The sequence below is a fragment of the Pseudoalteromonas sp. 10-33 genome (assembly GCF_001469195.1).
In the GTDB taxonomy this organism is placed as follows: Bacteria; Pseudomonadota; Gammaproteobacteria; order Enterobacterales; family Alteromonadaceae; genus Pseudoalteromonas.
Window position 1 is genome coordinate 138180 of record NZ_LOFI01000001.1, and the last position, 22541, is coordinate 160720.

Annotated in this window: 20 protein-coding genes and 1 tRNA gene; 18 read left to right on the forward strand and 3 right to left on the reverse strand. The window is 36.6% G+C overall.

Features of this window, described 5'->3' with window-relative positions:
* Positions 1–63: 63 nt before the first annotated feature.
* A complete protein-coding gene (locus ATS76_RS00570; RefSeq protein ID WP_082664304.1) occupies positions 64–510 on the reverse strand; it encodes an REP-associated tyrosine transposase in 447 nt (148 codons plus the stop codon).
* 591 nt (positions 511–1101) lie between these two features.
* Positions 1102–1177: transfer RNA gene (locus ATS76_RS00575), tRNA-His, on the reverse strand.
* Between the two features lie 274 nt (positions 1178–1451).
* On the opposite strand from ATS76_RS00575, the gene ATS76_RS00580 reads away from it, so the two are divergent.
* The 17 genes from ATS76_RS00580 to ATS76_RS00660 all read left to right on the forward strand — a co-directional run bounded on the left by ATS76_RS00580 (position 1452) and on the right by ATS76_RS00660 (position 20062).
* Positions 1452–2270, forward strand: a complete 819-nt coding sequence (locus tag ATS76_RS00580; RefSeq protein WP_058550627.1) for a mechanosensitive ion channel family protein — start codon at positions 1452–1454, stop codon at positions 2268–2270.
* Positions 2271–2297: 27 nt separating this feature from the next.
* Positions 2298–3080 carry a DUF481 domain-containing protein gene (locus ATS76_RS00585; RefSeq protein ID WP_058550628.1) on the forward strand — a complete coding sequence of 261 codons (783 nt, stop codon included), beginning with the start codon at positions 2298–2300 and terminating at the stop codon, positions 3078–3080.
* A gap of 122 nt (positions 3081–3202) precedes the next feature.
* Positions 3203–5872: an SLBB domain-containing protein gene (locus ATS76_RS00590; protein WP_058550629.1), complete on the forward strand. Its 2670-nt coding sequence runs from the start codon at positions 3203–3205 to the stop codon at positions 5870–5872.
* A gap of 58 nt (positions 5873–5930) precedes the next feature.
* Positions 5931–6893 carry a Wzz/FepE/Etk N-terminal domain-containing protein gene (locus ATS76_RS00595; protein WP_058550630.1) on the forward strand — a complete coding sequence of 321 codons (963 nt, stop codon included), beginning with the start codon at positions 5931–5933 and terminating at the stop codon, positions 6891–6893.
* Between the two features lie 86 nt (positions 6894–6979).
* Positions 6980–7861, forward strand: a complete 882-nt coding sequence (gene rfbA / locus ATS76_RS00600) for a glucose-1-phosphate thymidylyltransferase RfbA (RefSeq protein WP_058550631.1) — start codon at positions 6980–6982, stop codon at positions 7859–7861.
* The gene (gene rfbC / locus ATS76_RS00605) at positions 7858–8403 is read left to right on the forward strand and encodes a dTDP-4-dehydrorhamnose 3,5-epimerase (protein ID WP_058550632.1); all 546 of its coding nucleotides are present in this window, start codon (positions 7858–7860) and stop codon (positions 8401–8403) included. The genes rfbA and rfbC overlap by 4 nt, the downstream gene beginning before the upstream one ends.
* A gap of 11 nt (positions 8404–8414) precedes the next feature.
* Entirely contained in the window at positions 8415–9479 is a 1065-nt protein-coding gene (gene rfbB / locus ATS76_RS00610; RefSeq protein WP_058550633.1) for a dTDP-glucose 4,6-dehydratase, read from the forward strand.
* A complete protein-coding gene (locus ATS76_RS00615) occupies positions 9476–10309 on the forward strand; it encodes an NAD-dependent epimerase/dehydratase family protein (protein ID WP_058550634.1) in 834 nt (277 codons plus the stop codon). The genes rfbB and ATS76_RS00615 overlap by 4 nt, the downstream gene beginning before the upstream one ends.
* The gene (locus ATS76_RS00620; RefSeq protein WP_058550635.1) at positions 10290–11267 is read left to right on the forward strand and encodes a hypothetical protein; all 978 of its coding nucleotides are present in this window, start codon (positions 10290–10292) and stop codon (positions 11265–11267) included. Before ATS76_RS00615 ends, ATS76_RS00620 begins: the two co-directional genes overlap by 20 nt.
* Entirely contained in the window at positions 11261–12499 is a 1239-nt protein-coding gene (locus tag ATS76_RS00625) for a hypothetical protein (RefSeq protein ID WP_058550636.1), read from the forward strand. The genes ATS76_RS00620 and ATS76_RS00625 overlap by 7 nt, the downstream gene beginning before the upstream one ends.
* Positions 12496–13083: an acyltransferase gene (locus tag ATS76_RS00630; protein WP_058550637.1), complete on the forward strand. Its 588-nt coding sequence runs from the start codon at positions 12496–12498 to the stop codon at positions 13081–13083. The genes ATS76_RS00625 and ATS76_RS00630 overlap by 4 nt, the downstream gene beginning before the upstream one ends.
* Positions 13076–14416 (forward strand): hypothetical protein, encoded by a 1341-nt coding sequence (locus tag ATS76_RS00635; protein WP_058550638.1) that lies wholly within the window; start codon positions 13076–13078, stop codon positions 14414–14416. Before ATS76_RS00630 ends, ATS76_RS00635 begins: the two co-directional genes overlap by 8 nt.
* Entirely contained in the window at positions 14403–15509 is a 1107-nt protein-coding gene (locus ATS76_RS00640) for a glycosyltransferase (RefSeq protein WP_058550639.1), read from the forward strand. The genes ATS76_RS00635 and ATS76_RS00640 overlap by 14 nt, the downstream gene beginning before the upstream one ends.
* Before the next feature lie 7 nt (positions 15510–15516).
* The gene (locus ATS76_RS00645; protein WP_058550640.1) at positions 15517–16521 is read left to right on the forward strand and encodes an acyltransferase family protein; all 1005 of its coding nucleotides are present in this window, start codon (positions 15517–15519) and stop codon (positions 16519–16521) included.
* Between the two features lie 8 nt (positions 16522–16529).
* Positions 16530–17417, forward strand: coding sequence for an NAD-dependent epimerase/dehydratase family protein (locus ATS76_RS00650; RefSeq protein ID WP_058550641.1), 888 nt, complete (start codon positions 16530–16532; stop codon positions 17415–17417).
* Positions 17417–17965: a sugar transferase gene (locus ATS76_RS00655; RefSeq protein WP_058550642.1), complete on the forward strand. Its 549-nt coding sequence runs from the start codon at positions 17417–17419 to the stop codon at positions 17963–17965. The genes ATS76_RS00650 and ATS76_RS00655 overlap by 1 nt, the downstream gene beginning before the upstream one ends.
* Positions 17966–18127: 162 nt before the next feature.
* Positions 18128–20062, forward strand: a complete 1935-nt coding sequence (locus ATS76_RS00660) for a polysaccharide biosynthesis protein (protein ID WP_058550643.1) — start codon at positions 18128–18130, stop codon at positions 20060–20062.
* A 259-nt stretch (positions 20063–20321) separates the two neighbouring features.
* On the opposite strand, the gene ATS76_RS00665 is transcribed toward ATS76_RS00660, so the two are convergent.
* On the reverse strand, positions 20322–21707 hold the full coding sequence (locus ATS76_RS00665; RefSeq protein WP_058550644.1) for an MBL fold metallo-hydrolase RNA specificity domain-containing protein: 1386 nt from the start codon (positions 21705–21707) through the stop codon (positions 20322–20324).
* Positions 21708–22001: 294 nt separating this feature from the next.
* Between ATS76_RS00665 and rfaH the strand changes: the two genes are divergently transcribed.
* Complete coding sequence (rfaH, locus tag ATS76_RS00670) at positions 22002–22487, forward strand: transcription/translation regulatory transformer protein RfaH (protein ID WP_058550645.1); 486 nt, start codon at positions 22002–22004, stop codon at positions 22485–22487.
* Positions 22488–22541: the final 54 nt, after the last annotated feature.

Genomic DNA, 22541 nt, shown 5'->3' on the forward strand with positions numbered 1-22541 from the left:
TGTTAGTATTGAACGTAGATACAAGGCGGGGCTTTATGCCGCTGCTACACGTCGGCTGTAATATTAAACATAAACGCAATCCCAATAAGGGTAATCTGCAACATTGGCTATTAACTTTGCGCTCAAAGGATTGGCAATAATATAACGAGCGCTTGCTATAAGATCTTCTTCATTACGAATTAAATGATCGTAATATCCTTTTTGCCACAATCTATAGACCTCAAACTGATAAAAACTCGCGGCAGTTCTACCTTTAAAAAAACGAACTATATTTGAAAGCGTATTGTTCGAAAGTATTTGAAATTGCCAATGTAAGTGGTCTGGCATAATAACAAATGCGATTGATTTTATTCGTTGTTCTCGTTCTAGCTCTCGCATATGTTTTATTAAACAACGATTCATATTAAGTTTAGTGAAAAGCTTATTACGATTATGGGATACCATAGTGACAATATAGTAATGATTAGTTAAATAGACCCTCCCTTTCCTGAGTCGATAAGCCTTCTTCATAGCGAGTCCTTGCGCATAAAGAGTAAAGTGTAGCAGCGATTTTACATCGCGTCTTTTTAAGGCTCTGTGACGCGGAATAAATCCGCTGCTACAGGTGATGCTTGTAAATCTATGGTAGCAGCGACTTTATGTCGCGTCAGGGTTTTATAAAAGTATAAGTTAAAGTGAGACGCAGGATAATATTTATAGTAGCAGCGACTTTATGTCGCGTCAGGGTTTTATAAAAGTATGAGTTAAAGTGAGACGCGGGATAATATTTATAGTAGCAGCGACTTTATGTCGCGTCAGGGTTTTATAAAAGTATGAGTTAAAGTGAGACGCGGGATAATATTTATAGTAGCAGCGACTTTATGTCGCGTCAGGGGTTTATAAAAGTATGAGTTAAAGTGAGACGCGGGATAATATTTATAGTAGCAGCGACTTTACATCGCGTCAGGGTTTTATAAGTAAACGCAGAGTAAAGACACAAATAAGCTTAAGCAAACGGATAAGTCAGTATTATTTCTTTATTTAAGGTTTTTTTGGCTTAAAGCCGGGTAGATATAACTAAAAGATTAACTTTGGACATTACTGAGGGAACTTAGAAAATAGTGGGGCGATTGACGGGGCTTGAACCCGCGACAACCGGAATCACAATCCGGGGCTCTACCAACTGAGCTACAACCGCCACTACACACCTTGTTTGGTGTGGCGCGCATAATACATAAAATAATAAACTTTGTGAAGCCTTAAATTAAAAAAATTTAAATTAAAAAATAAAATCTAAAAATTCACTCTCGTACAGCGAAAGTTCAGGAACACTTGTTCAAGCTGTTCGCGAATAAAAACTATAAACAATACGCCATACATATAGTATGAATTCATTAATAAATGAGAACAAATTGTAAATTAATGTATAATACTAACCGGAAAAACACTAATCAAAAACATTTGGAGTAAACATGGATTCAGTACTTAATTGGCTTAATGATAACTCAGGCTTAATTTTACACTATAGTATTCAAGCAGTTGTTGCGCTTATTATCTTTTTAGTAGGTAGTAGGGTTTCTAAGTTTTGTTCTAACTTAACAGAAAAAGGGTTTGCAAAAAAACAGGTAGACAAAGCGGTTGGCTCTTTCGTAGCAAGCATAGTTTATACCCTTGTGTTTGCATTAACAGTGCTCATGGCGCTTTCGCAAATTGGTATTGAAACAACCTCATTTATTGCAATTTTAGGTGCGGCTGGTTTAGCTGTTGGTTTAGCGCTGCAAGGTTCATTGTCTAACTTTGCATCTGGCGTGCTTATTATTTTACTTCGCCCGTTTAAATCGGGTGATTTTGTAGAAGCTGGCGGTAAAATGGGCACAGTTAAGAAAATCGAGATTTTTTCAACTGAACTTCGCACACCAGATAATAAAGTAATCATTGTTCCTAACTCTCAAATTATGTCGGGCGCTATTACTAACTTCTCAAGAGAATCAACTCGTCGTATCGATTTAGTTATTGGTGTTGGTTACGATGCTGATTTACGCCAAGCAAAAGAAGTATTAAAATCAGTACTTGATGCAGAGACTCGTTTACTAACAGACCCTGCTTATACAGTAGCTGTTTCTGAACTAGGTGATTCAAGCGTTAACTTTGTTGTGCGTCCTTGGGTTAATGCTGCTGACTACTGGCCTACATATTTTTCATTAATGGAAAATATTAAAATTGCATTAGACGACGCAAATATTTCAATTCCATTTCCGCAAATGGATGTTCATTTACACAAGCAAGACTAATTTTTAGTATTAAATAGGTTATTTTTAATGAAATTAAAGCTTTTATCAGTGTTAGTTGCAGCATCTGCTGCGACTAACGCTTTCGCTGAAGATACAGAGCAAAAAACGTGGGAAGTTACCAGTGAGCTTGGTGCTATTGTTACCAGTGGTAACACTGAAACAACAACGCTTAAAGGTGGTATTAAAGTACAACACAATCTTGAAAGCTGGAACAACGAGTACAAGCTTGACGGTATCTACAAAGAAGATGAAGTTGACGATGCAAACGGTAACAAAGTTACTCAACGCACAAACGAAAAGTACTCAATTTCAGCCCAAGGTAACTATAAACTAAATGAAGAGCATTCTCATTTATTCATTTATGGTTCACACGTTTCAGACTACTTTGGTGCATACCGCAGTGAATCTGTAATCTCAGCGGGTTATGGCTTACGTTTGTTAAATGAAAAAACAATGTGGTTAAGCGCAGAGATTGGTCCGGGTTACAAATACTTTGAATACCCAGATGACAGCACTGAAGTAGATGAAAATGGTAATTCACTTGCCGGTGAGTTTGAAGGTGAAGTGATTGCCCTTGGTAAATTAGACTACAACTGGCAAATCTCAGACAATGCGCGTTTTACTCAGCTAGTTGCCGTTGAATACGGTGACACAAATACTAAAACACGTTCAGAAACTGCATTGCTTGCTAAAATTAATGGCTCTCTACAAATGAAAGTGGCTTTTAATGTAACCAACAACTCAGACGTTGCTGATGACAAAGAAAGCACAGACACAGAGACGTCATTCACACTAGTTTACAGTTTTTAACCAAAACCATTAAATTAGTGACACTAAAATGACAAAAGGGGCGAAAGTCCCTTTTTTATTTGCCTCAGATTAATGTATTATAGCCACCAATTTTGGTTGTAGACCTAGGGATATACCTACTCGTGAAAGTTTTTACACAATTATTAAGTGCTTTTGTTCTTTTATTTAGCATTAACGCAATGGCATTTACGCCGACCGCGTCGCAGCTAGAACAATTTAAAAAACTACCCAAATCACAGCAAGAGGCATTAGCCAAGCAGTATGGCGTAGACCTTTCTACAATCACAGGGTCAAACCAGTCAAGTAATCAAACACAAACCGAGCAGCCAACGATTGGTGAACGTTCGAAGCCACAACAAGAAGAGCTTAGCGACGACGAGCGCTTCAATCCCAAAAAAGATGAATTAAAACCATTCGGGTATTCACTGTTTGCCGGTGAACCAACCACGTTTATGCCAAACGAGAGTGCAGCAGTTCCTGATACTTATTTAGTGGGCCCTGGGGATCAGTTAAACATTAACTTTTATGGTAAAGAAAGTGAGAGCTTTGATGTAACTGTCGATCGTGAAGGCCGAATTAGCATTCCCGATTTAACACCAGTTCAAGTTGCAGGTTTAACGTTTGCAGAAGTTAAAGCGCTTATTAATGCAAAAGTAGAGCAAGAAGTTATAGGCGTAAAAGCGTTTGTATCGCTCGGGCAGTTACGCAGCATGCGTATTTTAGTATTAGGTGAGGCTTACAAACCGGGTAGCTATAGTGTTTCTTCTTTAACCACCGTATCGCATGCATTATTTGTCAGTGGTGGTGTATCTGACATTGCTTCTCTTCGTAATATTCAAGTTAAACGCGCTGGTAAAGTGGTTAGTAATTTCGACCTATACGATTTACTGATCAAAGGTGATAGTAGTAAAGATATAGTATTAAAACCTGGGGACGTTGTATTTGTACCCTCTGTTGGTTCACAAGTAACAGTTGAAGGCCTGGTAAAACGCCCAGCTATTTTTGAACTTAAACAAGGTGAAACGGCTAAACAACTTTTAAACATGGCCGGCGGATTAAAACCAGAAGCTTATGCTAAAAACGTAGTTGTTGAGCGTTTTAATAATCAGCGTAAAGAAATACTCTCTGTTGATTTTAGCAAAAGTAATATTAACTATATTCCAAAAGACGGCGACCGAATTCGTTTTAATTCGGTCAGTTCACAATACGAAAATTCAATCAGCCTAATTGGTGCAGTTGCTCGCCCGGGTAGCTATCAGTGGTATCAAGGTAAACGTATTTCAGACGTACTTAAGTCTGTGCGCGGCGATTTACTCCCTCAGGCAGATTTAAGCTACGGTTTATTAATTCGTGAAACAAATATAAATGGTGACATAGAAGCGCACCAATTTGACGTAGCGCAAGCGATTATTAAAAACGCTGACAATAACCTAGCGCTAAAAGCGAATGACAAAATCATCGTATTTAGTCGCTTTGAGAAAAAAGAAATAGAAAAAACAGCGCTTGAAAATATGGCGCTAAGCCAAGAGCAGCAAGAGCAACAACTTAAAGCTGAGCAATGGCATAAGTTTAAGCAAAAAGAGTTTGAAAAATACATTGGTATAAATCAAGAAGAAAAAACTATTACCGAAAATGGGCAAGCACTAACCATTGCTGATATTTCAAAACGTAAGGCGAATGAACAATCGCAAAACTTAAAAGCTGAAGACTATGCCTTTTTTAGTCGCCATAACTTACTTATTCCTATTATCGAAAAGTTAAAGCAGCAAGCATCAATAGCGCAAGCTATGCAATTAGTTGAAATTAATGGTAACGTCACTTACCCAGGTATTTACCCGTTGACCGTAAGCGGCGAAGTAGCCGACCTAGTAACGGCAGCAGGTGGCTTATTAGAATCTGCTTATACTAAACAAGCTGAAATAACGCGCATTGTTTTAGGTGATGCCTCTCAGGTAGAACATGTACGATTTGATCTTGAAAGTGCCCTAAAAGGTGAGTCACAAAACAATATCACCCTTCGTAGTAAAGACAGCATTAACATTTTCTCTATTCCTAACTGGCAAGAAAATGTAAAAGTAGAGCTAAAAGGCGAACTGAAATTCCCGGGTACATACACCATTCGCCGCGGCGAAACGCTCACTGATTTACTTAAACGTGCGGGCGGTTTTTCTGAGTTTGCAGAACAAAACGCAGCAATTTTTACCCGTGCTTCTATAAAAGAGCAAGAGCAACAACAACTAGCTCGCTTATCAACCGAGTTACGCCGCGATATTGCATCAAAAAGCTTCCAAAACTCAGTAAGCGGTAATTCTCTTTCATACGATGAGATGGACAAACTGCTAAATGATTTAGCCAGTGTTGAAGCGGTAGGTCGGTTAGTTATTGATTTACCCTTAATAGTAAATAACCAACAAAACTTAGTACTTCAAAATGGCGACACGTTATACGTACCAAGTAAGCGTGATTCTATCACCGTTATTGGTGAGGTTAATTACTCAACATCACACTTATATAAAGCAGGCGTAAGTGTTGATGACTATATTGATTTAAGCGGTGGTCTTAAAGAGCGTGCCAATGAAGATAGCATTTATATTATTAAAGCTAATGGCTCAGTCAAAATTCCTAGTCAAGGGGGGTGGTTTGCAGCTAATGACACAGAACAGCTAGAGCCTGGTGATACAATTGTAATACCAATGGATGCAAGCCATATGGATAAGCTAACGCTATGGAGCACTGCAACGCAGATTCTTTATCAGCTGGGTGTAGCGGTTGCTGCGATTGGCAGTCTGTAATTTAATAGTTACCTAGTATTCAATTTCAGTAACTCTAAATAAATGAGATAACTTATTAATGGAAAAAAGTGTGGATTCACAGAATACTCAACAAAGTATGTATGCTGAAGATGAAGGCGTAGATCTTAAAGGTTTTTTCTTAACTATTTGGAAGGGAAAATTAATAATTGCAATGGTAACCGTTATTTTTACGGGGTTATCTGTTGCTTTAGCTCTTAGTCTTCCTAACATTTATAAAGCTGAAGCACTCCTTTTTCCTGCGGAAAATGGAAAAGGTGATGGGGGGTTAGCTGCACTAGCAGGTCAATTTGGTGGTTTAGCCAGTATGGCTGGAATTGATTTAGGTGCAGGTTCTTCTGATAAGTCAGCATTAGCAATTGAAGTATTAAAATCTAGAAAATTTACAAGTGAGTTCATTGAGCGCCATAACATTTTACTAGACTTAATGGCTGCCGAAAGCTGGTCATATGGAGTGAACACTATAGCCTATGATGAGGATATCTATGATACCAAAACAAGCTCTTGGGTCAGAGATGTTGAATTTCCATTTAAGCCAAAGCCATCACTACAGGAGGCTTACAAAGAATTTAAAGAGATTGTTTATATAAACTCTTCAAAAGATACCGGCATGATTACAATTTCTGTTGAACATATCTCGCCTTACATTGCCCAGCAATGGGTTGTGTGGCTTGTTGAAGATATTAATAAAGAAATGAAAGAGCGAGATGTTGCTGAGGCAATTAAAAGTACTGCGTTTTTAAAGCAACAAATCGAAACCACGAAAGTTGCAGATATTAAAACAGTATTATTTCAGCTTATCGAGGAGCAAGCTAAAACAATTATGTTTGCTGAAGTTCGAGATGAGTATGTATTCAAAACAATTGACCCTGCTTTAGTTCCCGAAGAAAGAGTCAGCCCAAAAAGAGCGCTTATATGTATTGTAGGGGCATTGTTTGGCATTTTAATTGGTATTCTAATTATCTTGGGTAAAAATTATTTTAGAGAACAAGAAAGTGTTTGATAACTTAGCTCTTTTTTACAGTTCACTCAATATCATCATTTTTTAAGTTAAGCCTGAAGTTCAGGAATTACTATTATGGAAGCTATATGACTAAAGGTATTATTTTAGCGGGTGGTAGCGGGACTCGCCTTTACCCATTAACGAAAGTCGTAAGTAAACAACTTATGCCCGTCTATGACAAACCGATGGTTTATTATCCGATTGCTACTTTAATGAATGCAGGCATTAAAGATATCCTAGTCATAACAACACCAGCAGAACTAGATCGCTTCAAAGAATTGCTAGGTGATGGCAAGGATTGGGGTATAAACATAGAGTACAAGGCTCAACCATCACCAGATGGTTTAGCTCAGGCATTTTTGCTGGGTGAAGAGTTTATTGGTAGTAGCAATGTCGCATTGATCTTAGGTGATAACCTTTTCTATGGTCATGACCTTGTTAAGTCACTGCAAATAGCTGCTTCTAGAAAGTCTGGAGCAACTGTTTTTGGTTATCATGTAGCAAACCCATGTTCATATGGTGTTGTTGAGTTTGATGATAGTGGTAAAGCGATTTCTATAGAAGAAAAGCCAGAATTGCCAAAGTCAAACTATGCTGTTCCAGGTTTATATTTCTTTGATAACAAAGTTGTTGGGTACGCGAAGAATGTTGAAGCTTCACCCAGAGGTGAGCTAGAAATAACAGATGTTATTGAACAGTATTTGAACACTAACGCTTTAGATGTTGAAATTATGGGACGCGGAACGGCTTGGTTAGACACAGGTACTCATGACAGCCTGTTGCAAGCAGCACAATTTATCGAAACCATAGAAAAAAGACAGGGATTAAAAGTAAATTGTCCAGAAGAAGTCGCTTTTCGAATGGGGTACATCAATGAGCAACAGTTACAGCAATTAGCTGCGCCATTAGTCAAAAGTGGTTACGGTGAGTATTTGTTGAGCCTACTTTCAAGAAGGGTATTCTCATGAATATAATTGACACAGCTATTCCTGATGTAAAAATCTTAGAGCCTAAAGTTTTTGGTGATGAGCGAGGCTTTTTTTTAGAAACGTTTCGTGAAGACTGGTTTCGAGAGCATGTTGCAGATGTAACTTTTGTACAAGATAATCACAGTAAATCAGGACAAGGAATTTTAAGAGGTCTGCATTATCAAACGCAGCAAACACAAGGTAAGTTAGTGCGTGTTATAGCTGGTGAAGTTTATGATGTAGCCGTTGATGTACGTAAAAATAGCCCAACTTTTGGAATGCATGTAGGTGTTTTATTAAACAGTGATAATAAAAGACAGCTTTGGGTGCCAGAAGGTTTTGCACACGGTTTTTATGTGACAACTGAATCTGCTGAATTTGTTTATAAGTGCACAAATTACTACGCACCTGAATTCGAACAAAGCGTCCTTTGGAATGATCCTAGTCTTGCTATTCAATGGCCTCTGGTAAATAGTATGCAGCCATTACTATCACCTAAAGATGAAGCTGGCTTAATATTAGCAGATGCTCCTACCTTCTAATCGAGTAATTTATGAGTAAAACAATTTTTGTAACTGGCGGAGCTGGTTTTATTGGTTCTGCATTAGTTCGCTTTTTAATAAATGAAACCGAACATACGGTAGTTAACTTCGATAAGCTTACGTATGCGGGTAACTTAGAGTCATTAGCATGTGTAGAGCAAAATGAAAGATATCATTTTGTGAAAGGCGATATTTGTGATCGTGAGATAGTCAACGCTACGCTTGCCAAATTTCAACCAGACTTTATCATGCATTTGGCTGCGGAAAGCCATGTGGATCGTTCTATTGATGGACCAGGTGAATTTATTCAGACAAATGTTGTTGGAACCTATGAACTACTAGAAGCTGCTAGAACTTACTACGATTCTCAAAAAGATGAAAAGAAAGCAGTATTTCGCTTTCACCACATTTCAACAGACGAGGTATACGGCGACTTAGGGGAAACAGGTCTTTTCACTGAAGAAACGCCTTATGAGCCTAGTTCACCTTATTCTGCATCTAAGGCGGCATCGGATCATCTTGTTCGAGCATGGAACAGAACTTTTCAACTGCCAGTAGTGCTAACAAATTGCTCAAATAACTACGGCCCATATCACTTTCCTGAAAAATTGGTCCCGTTAATTATTCTTAATGCTTTAGAGGGCAAGAAGCTTCCAGTATATGGCGATGGTAAGCAAGTAAGGGATTGGTTATTTGTTGAAGACCATGCACGAGCACTTTATAAAGTTGTATCTGAAGGCAAGCTTGGCGAAACATACAATATCGGTGGCTTCAATGAAAAACAAAATATCGAAGTAGTTACAACAATTTGTAACCATCTGAATGAGCTAATTACAGAAAAGCCTGATGGTTTAGATAATTTTAAAGAGTTAATTACATTTGTACAGGACAGGCCCGGCCATGATTTAAGGTATGCAATCGACGCCTCAAAAATAAACAAAGAGCTAGGATGGGAACCACTTGAAACTTTTGAGTCAGGCATTCTAAAAACAATTAAATGGTATTTAGAAAACTCACAATGGTGTGAAAATGTTCAGTCAGGTAATTATCAACGTGAGAGGCTTGGCAGCGCATGATGTATACAGTTATTGGCGGTAAAGGGTTCATTGGTAGTGAAATTGTAAAACAGTTTAGCGAGGCTGGTGAGCAAGTATATGTGCCTGAAAAGCTAGATAAAGGTGTTTTCAATAAGCCATTGGGCACAGTGATTTATGCTGCAGGTCATGGCGACTGCGCTAATAATCCAATGAAAGTATTCGATTCAAACGTCAGTTACCTAGTAAAAATGCTAGAAGGTAGCCAATTTGATAGGTTTATTTACATTTCATCTACGCGTGTCTACATGAATCAGCAAGCAAGTTATGAAAGTGCAGATCTGACAGTTTGCGCAAAAGATAACAGAGCGCTATTTAACTTAACAAAGCTTACGGCTGAAAACCTAGTTTTAAACTCAGTAGATAAAGCAATTGTTGTGCGGCCTAGTAACGTATACGGTTTGGCAGTAAATAGCCCTCTATTTTTACCTTCAATTGTTAGAGACTCGATCGCTAATAAAGAAGTTAACATGTATATTCGCGAGGATTATCAAAAAGATTATGTTTCAGTGGTTGATGTGGCTGATGCCATTTACAAGTTAGCTAAAGCTGATATACAAAGCAATGAGATCTTCAATATTGCCTCAGGAAGAAATACTAGAGCGGATACAATTGCAAAAGTAATAACTGATAAAACAGGCTGTAAAGTAAATTGGTTTGAAAGTAACGTTAATGAAGCCTTTTCTGAAGTTGATATTAGCAAACTACAAAGTGTGGTTGATTTTAATCCTGCCAAAATCGAAGACGATCTAGAGTCAATGATTAATTCATTTACGGAATTTTACAACAAATATGAAAGTTTTACTCTTTAGTCCAGATACTTTTGGCTATTACAAAAAAATTATAAATGTGTTGGAGTCAAAAGGTCATTTAGTTGACTGGATTAACCACATTTATGTAAAGAGTAATTTTGATCGAGTAAAATCAAGGTTAATGCCAAGCCTTACAAGCAAGTTAACAGAAAAACATTTCATAAATGAAATTAACTGGCAAGGTGACTATGAATTAATTATTGTCATTAAAGGTGAAGGCCTTTCAGAGTGTTTACTTGATAAAATGAAGCAAGGCTTTAGCAAAGCTAAATTCGTGTATTACTCCTGGGATTCACTGTCTAATGTAAAAGGCGCTCAAGGAAAGTTTAAGTATTTTGATGCTATAAAGTCATTCGATAGGATTGATTGCCAGAATATTGAAAACCTTGAGTACTTACCTCTTTTTTATAGCAGAGAATACAGCAGAAAGGTAAGTAGAGTCGCAGATAATAAATATTCGGCAGCTTTTGTTGGAACATTGCACTCTAATCGCTTTAGTGATGTATCAGGGATGGCTTCTTTAGTTGAAAAGAATCTTAATAAACCTGCTTTCACATTTTTTTATTACCCTAGCAAACCTGTTTTTAAAGTTCTTCAAGTTATTAACAAAATATTTCGAAAGATACCAATCGAAGAGGTTTCTTTTGATAAGCTCAGTGTTCAAGATGTTTCTGATGTAATGTGCGATTCTGAGGTTATTATTGATTATGGTCACCCCGATCAAACAGGCTTAACAATGAGAACCATTGAGACCTTAGGAATAAACAAAAAGCTAATTACTAATAATAAACTAGTTATGGAAGAACCTTTTTATAAAACTGAAAATATTTTTGTAATTGGCCAGCAAAAAGAGCAAGAACTAGCCGAATTTTTAACTTATCCATATGTGCCAGTTAGTAATGAAGTTTATCAAAGTTACGCCATAGAAAACTGGGTTGAGCGTTTAATCCAATGCTGAAAAAACTCTTTTCTAGTGCCTTTCTATTAATGCTTAGTACTTTAATAGCGAAAGGTTTTATATTAATTCTTAATATTTTAATTGCTCGTTACACATCAAAAGATACTTATGGAACTTTTGCGTTTTTGCGAAGCACAATTAACTTATTTGAGACTACATTTAGCTCAGCGGTTAACCCTTTCGCTGTTAAAGAAAGCGCTAAAGAGAACTCTAGTAAAGTCGCAGTGCTTGCATATGGTGTATTCTATGCACTTACTGCATTGACCGTCTCAACCTCATGCTTGTTATTATGGGGAAGCAGTTCATTTATAGGTAGTTTATCTTCCTTTGACTTTTTGACGCTCCAAATAGTTTTGACAGTAGTAATATTGATTTCACTGACTCTGTTAAATGGTTATTTGATCTCTGTGCACATAGGGAAAGGCATTTATAAAGTAATTTTCTTCTCAACAGTAATTAGCATTGTTTTATCAGCCGCTGTTATTTTCTATACATATGAAGATATTACTGTAGAAATAGCCTTATTTTATATGCTTATTTATCAGTTTACTGACTTAACAGTGAAAGCGTTTAATGTATTGAGTAATCACACACATATTTTAAAAAATATTGAATACTATGTGCTTTTTCAGAAAACTAAAGGAGTATTCAATACGGTAAAGCCAGTAATTGTTGGTTCTGCAATTAATGCTTTTATCTTTTGGTTTGTAAGGTATATAACAGCTAATAGTGAGAATGGCTTTGTAGCACTCGCTGAGTTCGATGTTTCATTTCAGATGTTTATGATTTGTTCAATTCTTTTAAATATCATCTGTAATATTGTTTTACGAAATTTGACAAAGCTCCATGAGTCAGGAGGCAATGTAAAGCAACTTATCAGCTATGCTATGCAGTATATGTCGTTATCATGCTTACTATTCGTTGGTGTTGGCTATTTCCTTTATGATTATTTTTTACTTTTATATGGTGATAAATACACCACGGATTTATTTTTAGAAGTAACTTTAATCTGTTTATTTTACTCTGTTGCTTTAGCATTCAATAGAGTAATGGTTGTTATGAATAAAACATATCAACTTTTTTATGTTGCCTTAACTTCTGCGATAGTCATGGGCGCATATATTTTAACAGTAACTGCAAGTGCAGAGAGTTTAGCAATATCATTCAGTGTATATTATCTAACCTCATGTTTTGTTTATTTATATATTTTTAAATATAGGCTTATCAAATGATTGATCGTATTACGAAACTTTATCAAGACAGCGGCTTACTACTTTTCTGTGTACGAATTCCTTTGCGCTTTCTAAAAGTTCTTTTCGATATCTTAAATACTTTATTTTATAAGGCTGTATGTAAAAAAGTAGGTAAAAATGTGCGTATCGAATTTGGTGCTAGAATTGAGTCACCTAAGCTTGTAAGGATAGGTGATGGGGTATTTATTGGAAAAGGAACATTGCTTGTATCAGAGAACAACACAGGTGAATGTATTATAGAAGATAAAGTACATATATGCCGAGATTGCCATCTAGATCATACAGGTGGATTAACTATTGGAAATAATACCTTGTTATCAGAAGGTGTTGTCATTTACAGCCATAGCCATGGCTACGACCCTAAAAGCAAGCCTGTTAGTATAAAAAAGGAAATTGCAGCAAATTGCTGGTTAGGCACACGTGCAATTTTATTAGAAACCGCTGAAAGTATTGCTGAAAAAACAATCATTGCGAGTGCTGCGGTTGTATCTAAGTCTATTATAGAAAAACAATGTATATTTGGTGGTGTACCTGCAAAAAGAATAAAACAGTACAATGATTGATGCATTTATAACCTTTTATTTTATTGTTCTATTACTGTTACTTCTTTATTTAAAAAAGGGGAAGAAAGATTTTTTTCATGTTATTCCTTTTTTTATTTTGTTTTCTATGGCTGAGGTGCCGTATCTATATTTTATCGCTCATAATCCGCAAGAACTTCATCCGAAAGTTATCTATCACTTAGATGACTTTAGCTTTGCTTTTTTTCAGCATGTTCTGTACAAACTAATATTTGCAATAGTTTGCATTTTTACCATGGCTTTCTTTGAGCCTAAAGGTAAACTTTTTGGTGTATCTAGTATTGGCGTAGGTATGAAGGTTGTAAAATTTAAATACGCGAGCTATTTCTTTATTGCCCTCACTATAATAATGTTTGCTTTGTTCCTTCATAAAGTAGGCGGTTTCTTCTTTCTGATAAGTAATATGGATAATAAAACCTTGGTAGTTCAAGGTACTGCAATGTATAGGAATATTTTTTTTATATCTGCGATGCTGTCTATAGGCTACTACATAACGTACTTGTCATTGAAAAGAATTAAGCTTAAAAATTATCTTTTTCTATTTTTTATATCAGTGTTTTTCTTTGCTATGCTGGCATCTTATGGCGAAAGAAAAAACCCACTACTACTTTTAGTTTTCTTAATTCTAATGTGGAATTATAAAATTAAAAACGTAAATGTTTTTTCTGTTAAAAATTTACTCTTATTATTCTTTTTAGTTTTCTTTGCTTCTCTTGCACCTATTTTAAGGGTTGATGGGGCACTAGATTACTATATGTCAGATCCAGGCTCATTAATACCTGACGCCCTGCCGTATATGGGCGAATTATTTAAGCGATTCAGCGATATTGATATTTCACTATTCATCTTTCCATATTTTGACTCTATTAATAAGCTTTGGTTTGGTAGTACATTTATGGACTTCTTTACTGGGTTTATTCCCAGCTCATTTTATGAGACAAAACCACCGCTAGATGAAGGCGTTTATATCTATAATTTCGCTCAAGGAAATAATGTTGCAATTAACTCACCATTTAAGTACATGATCCCTGTAGGCTGGCCTCTAAGTCGTGTAACTGCAGGTTATGTACACTTTGGCCCTGTTGGAGTTATCTTGTATGCAATTTTGACAGGTATGATTTTAAAATATTTCTATCAGGTAATGATCAGCTCAAAGTTTGCACCTCTATGGGTTTCTTTTTATGCCTTCATGATGTTGACAGGGTTTGGTATTTCAAACGCTTTTATTTTTAACACATTAACCATATTCGTCTTATTAATGTTATTCACTTTGTTTATTTACTTATTTGAGGGCAAGAAAAATGTATCTCGTTAACTTTTCAAATCAGATTGCTGCAGGCCCCAAAAATATCGCTAATAATTTTATCCGCAATGCACTGCAAAGTGGTGAGAAGTTCGTATTTATTGTTCCAAACTTGCCTGAGTTTCTAACATATTCAGAGACAGAAAATTGCAAATTTGTAGTTGTTGATGTAGTACCTGGCAGTCTTAAAGCCTTATTGAATGTATTTAAAGTTAACTTTTCACTGATGAATTCATTAGCAAAAAAATATGAGCCTAAAGCAATTCTTGCTTTCGGTAATTTTTTGTTCGGTATTAAAAGTAATCATAAAAAAGTAGTCTTACTTCATCACCCATACATCGTAGATGATCGTTTATATGGTAGTTTGAGTGGAGTTGCAAAAATAGCTGAGAAAATTAAGCGTCACCTTTTTAGTAAAACAGTTAAAGCCGTAGACACAGTTGTTGTTCAAAGTAGCTATATGCAAAAGTTGCTCAATGAAAAAGTAGCAATTGATTCTGAAATTATTTTTAATCCAATTAGCGATAACTTCAAAAGAGAGAGCATTGTAAGCTTTAAAACTAAGCAGAAGTTGCCCAAAGTAAAAGAACTACTTTATGTTAGTCGCTTTTATGCACATAAAAATCATGCATTTTTATTGAAACTTGCTACAGCAATAAAAGAAAAAGCATTGCCTGTCGTTATTAATATTACGGTTGATGAATCAATACCTGAAGCTGCAGAGTTTATAGCTGCTATAAAAGAGCAACATCTACCGATCAATAACTTAGGGGAGTTACCTCAGGCAGATCTTAAACAGTATTACCAAGACTTTGCATTTGCGGCTATTTTCCCTTCAAAATCTGAAACTTTTGGTAATCCACTAATAGAGGCTATGTTTTACGATCTGCCTGTTATTGCCCCAGACCTTGATTATGCTCATTCTGTTTTAGATCAAGCTGGCGTGATTTATAAAGAAGATGATGTGCATGACTGCTTAAAAGAAATTAGTAAGCTATTTGATGTTGAAACGTATAACAATATTCGCTTAGCTTCACATGCTAGGGCGCAATTATTTCCTGATTCAGCTTTATGGTTTGAAACTTACATGGCCCTTTTGAGGTAGCACATAAATGAAGTATGTTTATAAAAGTAATAATCTAGACTTTTTAAGGTTGGTACTGGCCACGGCGGTAGTGTTTTTGCATTTAGCTTTTTTAGCTAAAACACCACTAACGGAATCAGTTAGTGAGTCATTACATTGGCTATCTGGTAATGCGGTGTCTACATTCTTTATCGTTAGTGGCTTTCTGATTTATATGAGCTACGACAGAAAAAAAACCGTAATTAATTATTTTTGGGGGCGTTTACTTCGTCTTTATCCTGCTTACATTTTGCTAATTTTGTTTTCTAGCTGTTTATATCTTTTTGTCGGAGACGGGAGTTCGGTTGGAAGCTATGCATCTGAAATTAAGTACTTCGTAGCAAATGGGTTTTTTTTGAATTTCTTAGCACCTACTATTGATGGTGTATTTTCAACGAATCCAGAGCCCTTTATTAATGGCTCATTATGGACTTTAAAAATAGAAGTTATGTTTTACTGCATGGTACCTATCTTCTACATGCTCTTAGAACGCAAATATAGTTGTTTATACATGTTAGCAATCTATGTATTGTCATTTATTTATAAAGATTTTATCTTATTTCATAAAGATACAATCCCAATGGCAGAAACACTGGCATCTCAGCTGCCAGGACAAATGATGTACTTTATTGCAGGTATATTTTGCTTTAAATACTTTGATATTTTAAAAAGACAATTTTCAGCATTATTAATTACATCAGTTATTTTGATATGGTTAAATTTTTATTACTTACAACCATTTGTAATTGCTGTTTTCATTACATTGGTATTTATTTCACTGCCTAATATACTTTCATTTAAAAAGTTGGGCGATATTTCATATGGTGTATATATTTTTCATTTCCCGATCATTCAGTTATTTATAGCAAACGGTTTTGAGTTTAATACGGTTTCATCTTACTTTGTACTATTTACGACTATTTTTGTTGTCTCTACAGTTTCGTGGAAACTAGTTGAAGCACCAAGCTTAAGACTTAAGAATAGATTCTTTTAGGAGTTAATATGGGAGTCTTAATTACGGGTGGAAATGGCTTTATTGGTAAAAAACTTGTTGATTATCTATCAAAAGATTTTTCGATATCGATAACACAAAGAGCTGACGAAACTATTCCTCAAGCCGCAGTGAAATCTGTAGTAACAGGTGACTTATCTGAGTTTTTAGAGTGGGATAGTGCGGTTAATGGATGCTCTCAAGTTGTCCATTTAGCATCGTTCGCCCATAAACATACACCAACTATTCAAGAGCTTGAGCAAACAAATATTAGAGCCTTAAAAGACTTATTAGTAGCATGTAAAAATAATAATATAAAAAAGTTTATTTACTTTAGTACGGCGTATGTCCATGGTAAATGTGCTGACGTAGATGTTAATGAAAACTCTTCGTTAATTAAAGGGGTACCACAACTTCAAACGAGGATCATCGCAGAAAATTTAGTAAAAACTTTTTGTTCCGATTCAGGTATTGATTACATTATAATTCGCCCTACACTTATTTTAAGCTATGATGCACCAGGAAATATAGGAACCTTAGCTAGATTAGTCTCTAAAGTTCACTCTTTTCCTTTCAAAGCAATAAAAAACCAGCGTTCATACTTATCAGTAGATAAACTACTTAGTTTCATCAAGTTTTGCTTAATGAACGACAGAGCTAATGGTGAAATCTATCTATTAGCTGATGAAAAAGCTCTATCACTCCAGCAAGTATTGAATTTTCTTGCAGGTAAAGAAAAAGTAAATATTAAGCACTTTTACTTTCCTGAAGTTTTGCTTCGTTTGGGGTTAAGAGTTCTAGGCCAAAAAGAACGTGAAAATGTCTTGCTTGATAACTTTGTTGTAGACTCATCGAAAGCAGATAAACTTTTAACAGAAATAGATTTGGATAGATATTAATGTTACGTATTTTAGATTTTCTTTTCGCATTATTTGGATTGGTATTTGCTTTTCCATTTTTTATTATACTTTTTATCATTGGCTTATTTGATACTGGCTCGCCGCTTTTTATGCAAGAGCGTGTTGGTCGTAATAAAAAACCGTTTACTTTAGTTAAATTTAGAACAATGACAGTAGATACAGCATCGGTTGCAAGCCATTTAGCAAGCAGTGCATCTATCACTCGTTTTGGCGGTTTTTTACGTAAAACTAAATTAGATGAGCTACCGCAGCTTTGGAATGTACTTAAAGGTGAGATGAGCTTAGTTGGGCCACGCCCAGGACTATTTAATCAGCAAGAGCTTACCCAAGCACGTGAGGCTAAAAATATATACAATGTGCGTCCTGGCATTACTGGCTTAGCACAAGTAAGCGAAATAGATATGTCTACTCCAGAGCTGTTAGCTGAAACCGATGCAAAAATGATAACCACGCTAAATCTTAAAAATTACTTTACATACATACTGCAAACAGTAACAGGGAGTGGCAGTGGCGATAGAGTAAAATAACCAAATTACATACACAAATTTACAAAAAATAACCAAATACATAAAGGCTATATTATCTTTTATATATAGTCTTTAACTATTAAGTGCAATAGCTGTTCATCTTGTAGTAAAATTGTAATCAATAGAATAGTAGTATCACTGCTAGATTCAGGGAAATGTATTGTGTTTTTAAAATTTTTAGTTAACTTACCTCGCCCACAGAAAAGAGTGGTATCACTTGTTATAGATAGCATTTTTATTATTGTTGCTTTTTGGCTTGCTTTTTTACTTAGGCTTGATAGTACCGCTGTTTTAAAAAATACACACACATGGGGGCTTTTGGCAATATTACTTCCGTTGAGCTTATTGAGCTTTGTCAAACTAGGTCTTTACCGAGCTGTTCTGCGCTACATGAATACGCAAGCGGTATGGGCTATCGTTGCTGGTGTTGTGCTTTCTACTGTATTTTTAACTGTATTATCCTTTTTTTTAAGTGCCCCTGTTCCGCGCACTGTGCCGTTTATATATGCTAGTTTTTGTATTTTATTTGTAGGTGGGTCAAGGTTAACAGCGCGGGCTATTGTCGGGCAAATCACTATGCGTCGCAAAGAAGGTGTAATTATATATGGAGCAGGCTCTGCAGGCCGTCAATTAGCTATAGCACTGGCTAGCGGACCAGAGTATTCACCTGTTGCGTTTATAGATGATGACCCTAAAAAACACTTATCATTAATACAAGGTGCTTGCGTGTATTCACCTACACAAATAGCCGAAGTTGCCGAGCAAAAATCGGTTAACAAAATTTTGCTCGCTCTGCCTAGTACCTCCCGAAGTCGTAGAAAAGAGGTCCTTAACTCGATCGAAAAGTACAAGTTACAAGTCATGACCATTCCGGGGATGGCTGATATAGTGTCGGGCACTACAAGCGTTGATGCAATTAAGGATGTAGAAATTGATGACCTACTTGGAAGAGAGTCAGTTAAACCAAGACAAGATTTAATGTCATCAAACATTAGCAACAAAGCAGTTATGGTTACTGGTGCAGGTGGTTCAATAGGGTCAGAGCTATGCAGACAAATAATAAAAAATAATCCAACAAAAATTGTGTTGTTTGAGCTTTCAGAGTTTGCTTTATACGCTATAGAAAAAGAACTTTCAGAATATTGCGCTGCCAACAACCTAAATATTGAAGTGTTACCTATATTAGGTTCTATTCAAAACAAAAAATTAGTTGAATCAACATTTTCAACATTTAGTATTCAAACTGTTTACCATGCCGCAGCTTATAAGCATGTTCCATTGGTAGAGCATAATGTTGTTGAAGGCGTTCGAAATAATATATACGGGACTTATAACGTTGCAACCGCGGCTATTTTTACCAATGTAGAAACATTTGTTTTAGTGTCTACCGATAAGGCTGTTCGCCCAACAAATATAATGGGAACAACCAAGCGTATGGCCGAACTGGTGCTGCAAGGCCTTTCAGAGGTGCAAAATACAACACGCTTTACCATGGTTAGATTTGGTAATGTTTTAGGTTCATCGGGTTCGGTTGTGCCGCTTTTCAGAAAACAAATAAAAGCAGGTGGCCCAATAACATTAACCCATCAAGACATAACACGTTACTTTATGACCATACCAGAGGCCGCTCAACTTGTTATTCAAGCGGGCGCTATGGGGGTAGGTGGCGACGTGTTTGTGCTTGATATGGGAGAACCTGTAAAAATTAAAGACTTAGCAACAAAAATGGTCCACTTGTCTGGGTTAGAAGTTAAACATGAAAAACGACCAAATGGCGATATAGAAATTAAATGTACTGGCTTGCGCCCAGGTGAAAAGTTATACGAAGAGCTGTTGATTGGCGATAACGTTACTGGTACTGAACACCCTAGAATACTCAGTGCTCACGAAATAAAAATGCCATGGGCTGAATTGGATACCTTTTTAGCTAACCTAAAAATTGCATGTGACGAGTCTGACCACCCTCAAATTCGTAAGCTACTTTTACAAGCGCCCACAGCTTTTTCTCCTACGGATGGTATTTGCGATCTTAATTGGAAAGAAAAACAAACAAGCCAATCAAATGTAACCGTTTTGCCTAATATAAGCAGTTCTTGAGTCGCTTTTATAACAAACGATTGTTGGTGTTTTAAATCTTAACCATCCGCGTGAGCACGCTTCACGCCTACAGAGGGATCCAAAACCACTAATAGTAAAGTTTAACACCACGTAGGCGCCTTGCTTGCTGGCGCATTAAAAGCATAGCTTTTAAATTTAACTATCCGCATGAGCACGCTTTAAGCCTACAAAGGGTCCAAAACCACTAATATTAAGGTTAAACACCACGTAGGCGCCTTGCTTGCTGGCGCGTTAAAAGCTAACTCCCTATCTCAATTTTAACGCTTTCCCCTAACACCTCTTCATACTTACTGGCCAATGCAGCTTTTGCATCATCATCACCATGCACAATTTTTATATGGCTTGGCTTTTTACGCATGCCCGTTACAAACTTAATTAATCCGTTTTGATCCGCATGCGCACTGTAGCCGCTAATGGTGTGTACTTTGGCATTAATGGTGACGCGTGTATTGTTTATAAAAACGTAACCATTACGTGGGCCGTATTGTTGAATGTCGCGGCCTAACGTGCCTCGCCCTTGGTAGCCTACAAATAAAACATCGGTGGTTGCATCAGTTAAAAATCGCTCTAGGTAATTAACTATTCGCCCACCGGTACACATACCGCTGGCGGCTAAAATAATGGCAGGCGTTTGGTGCGTACTTAAGTAATTAATAATGGCCATATGCTCTTTGTGCGTATCAACCGTGGTTAGGTTTTTAAAATCAAGTGGGTGCCGGCCTTTGGCTACTTTTTGCTTTGCTTCGTTATCCCATAAATGCTTAAACTTTTTATATTGAGCAGTAAAGTTTGCCGCCATGGGGGAGTCGAGTATTACGTGTATATTTCGCCATTTTGAATGCTTGCCAGAGCTATGTATAAGTTGTTCTAATTCGTAAAGTAGCTCTTGGGTTCGGCCAATACTAAACGCAGGCACCAACACCACTCCATTATCGGCAACCGCCCGCTCTATTACTTTTTTAAGTGTTTGGGTGCGCTCTTTTCGGCCTTGATGGTTTTTATCGCCATAGGTCGATTCAATCACTAAAGTGTCAGCTTTATAAGGTGCTTTGGGAGAGGGAAGTAAGGGCGTGTAGGGTGCGCCTAAGTCACCCGAAAATACAACGCGATGAGTACCATTTGGTTTAGTATTTTGTTTATGAGTTTTAATATCAATTTCAACATAGGCCGAGCCTAAAATGTGCCCTGCTCGCTGAAATCGGGCTTTAGCCTTTTGCAGCCCGTTGCATGGCAAATCAAACCACGTTTTAAAGTCTACAGGTACAATACGGCGCTTTAGTAGGTTTAAGCAGGCACTTATAATTTTGGGGTCGCGTGTTACACCCACTTTTAGTGCGTCTTCTATTACTAGTGGCAACAAGCTTGCTGAAGCCTGAGAGGTAAATATGGGACCTTTAAAACCCGCTGCAAATAAATAAGGAATTCGGCCTACATGATCAATATGGCAATGCGTAACAATGAGCGCAGTAACGTGGCTAATATCAAACTCTATTGATAAATCGTCTTTAGAGTCTTCGCCTTGAAATAACCCGCAATCAATAAGCACACTTGATTGATCACCAATTAAAAGCTCATGGCATGAGCCTGTAACACCGTTTACCGCGCCGTGGTGAAGTATATCCATATACATTTACTCGAAAAAATTTGTTAGTTACCTAAGGTAGATAACATTTATGTAATTAGCAAAATATAAAATCAATGTATTGTTCGAATAAAAAGTGAACAATGTCAATATGGTAGTTATAAATTTCAACATCGGTTAAGTAATTGTTACGTAAACAATAACAATGTATTAGGGTTATGTAAGTAACCAATAACTTATCAAGCATATTTACATAGGCATTATAGGCTGGCTATAATGACGTTCGATTTAGTTTAATCTTGTGTTTATTGCAATTTAGTAGGTAGTAAGGTTGCCATGGAAAGTTGGTATTTAGTTATGTGTAAGCCGCGCCAAGAAGAGCGGGCAAAAGCCAACTTGAATAATCAAGGAATAGAAGCTTTTTACCCCATATTAACCACTGAAAAGCTGGTTAAAGGTCGTCGTACCGTCAAACAAGTCCCTTTATTTCCAAATTACTTATTTGTTTGCCTAAATCCAAAAAATGGGCCTTTTGCCGCTGTAAAAAATACTCGCGGTATAGGTAGCTTTGTAACATATGGGGCTAATTATCAGGTTGTACCGCTAGCAATAATTGAGCATTTAAATAATCAAAAGTCGCATACTGTTGAATCGCAATTACCTAAACAAGGCGATGTGGTAAGTGTGAATAATAATTCGTTTAAAAATATAGACGCAATATACAAAGAGCCCGACGGTGACCTGCGCAGCATTTTGTTAATTAACTTGCTCAATAAGCAGGTAGAAATGAGCGTAGATAATACATATATTGAATTTAGTTAAAGGTTTTGCAGGCACCTAGCTCACTGGCTCGGTAATTATTAAAAAATATATAAA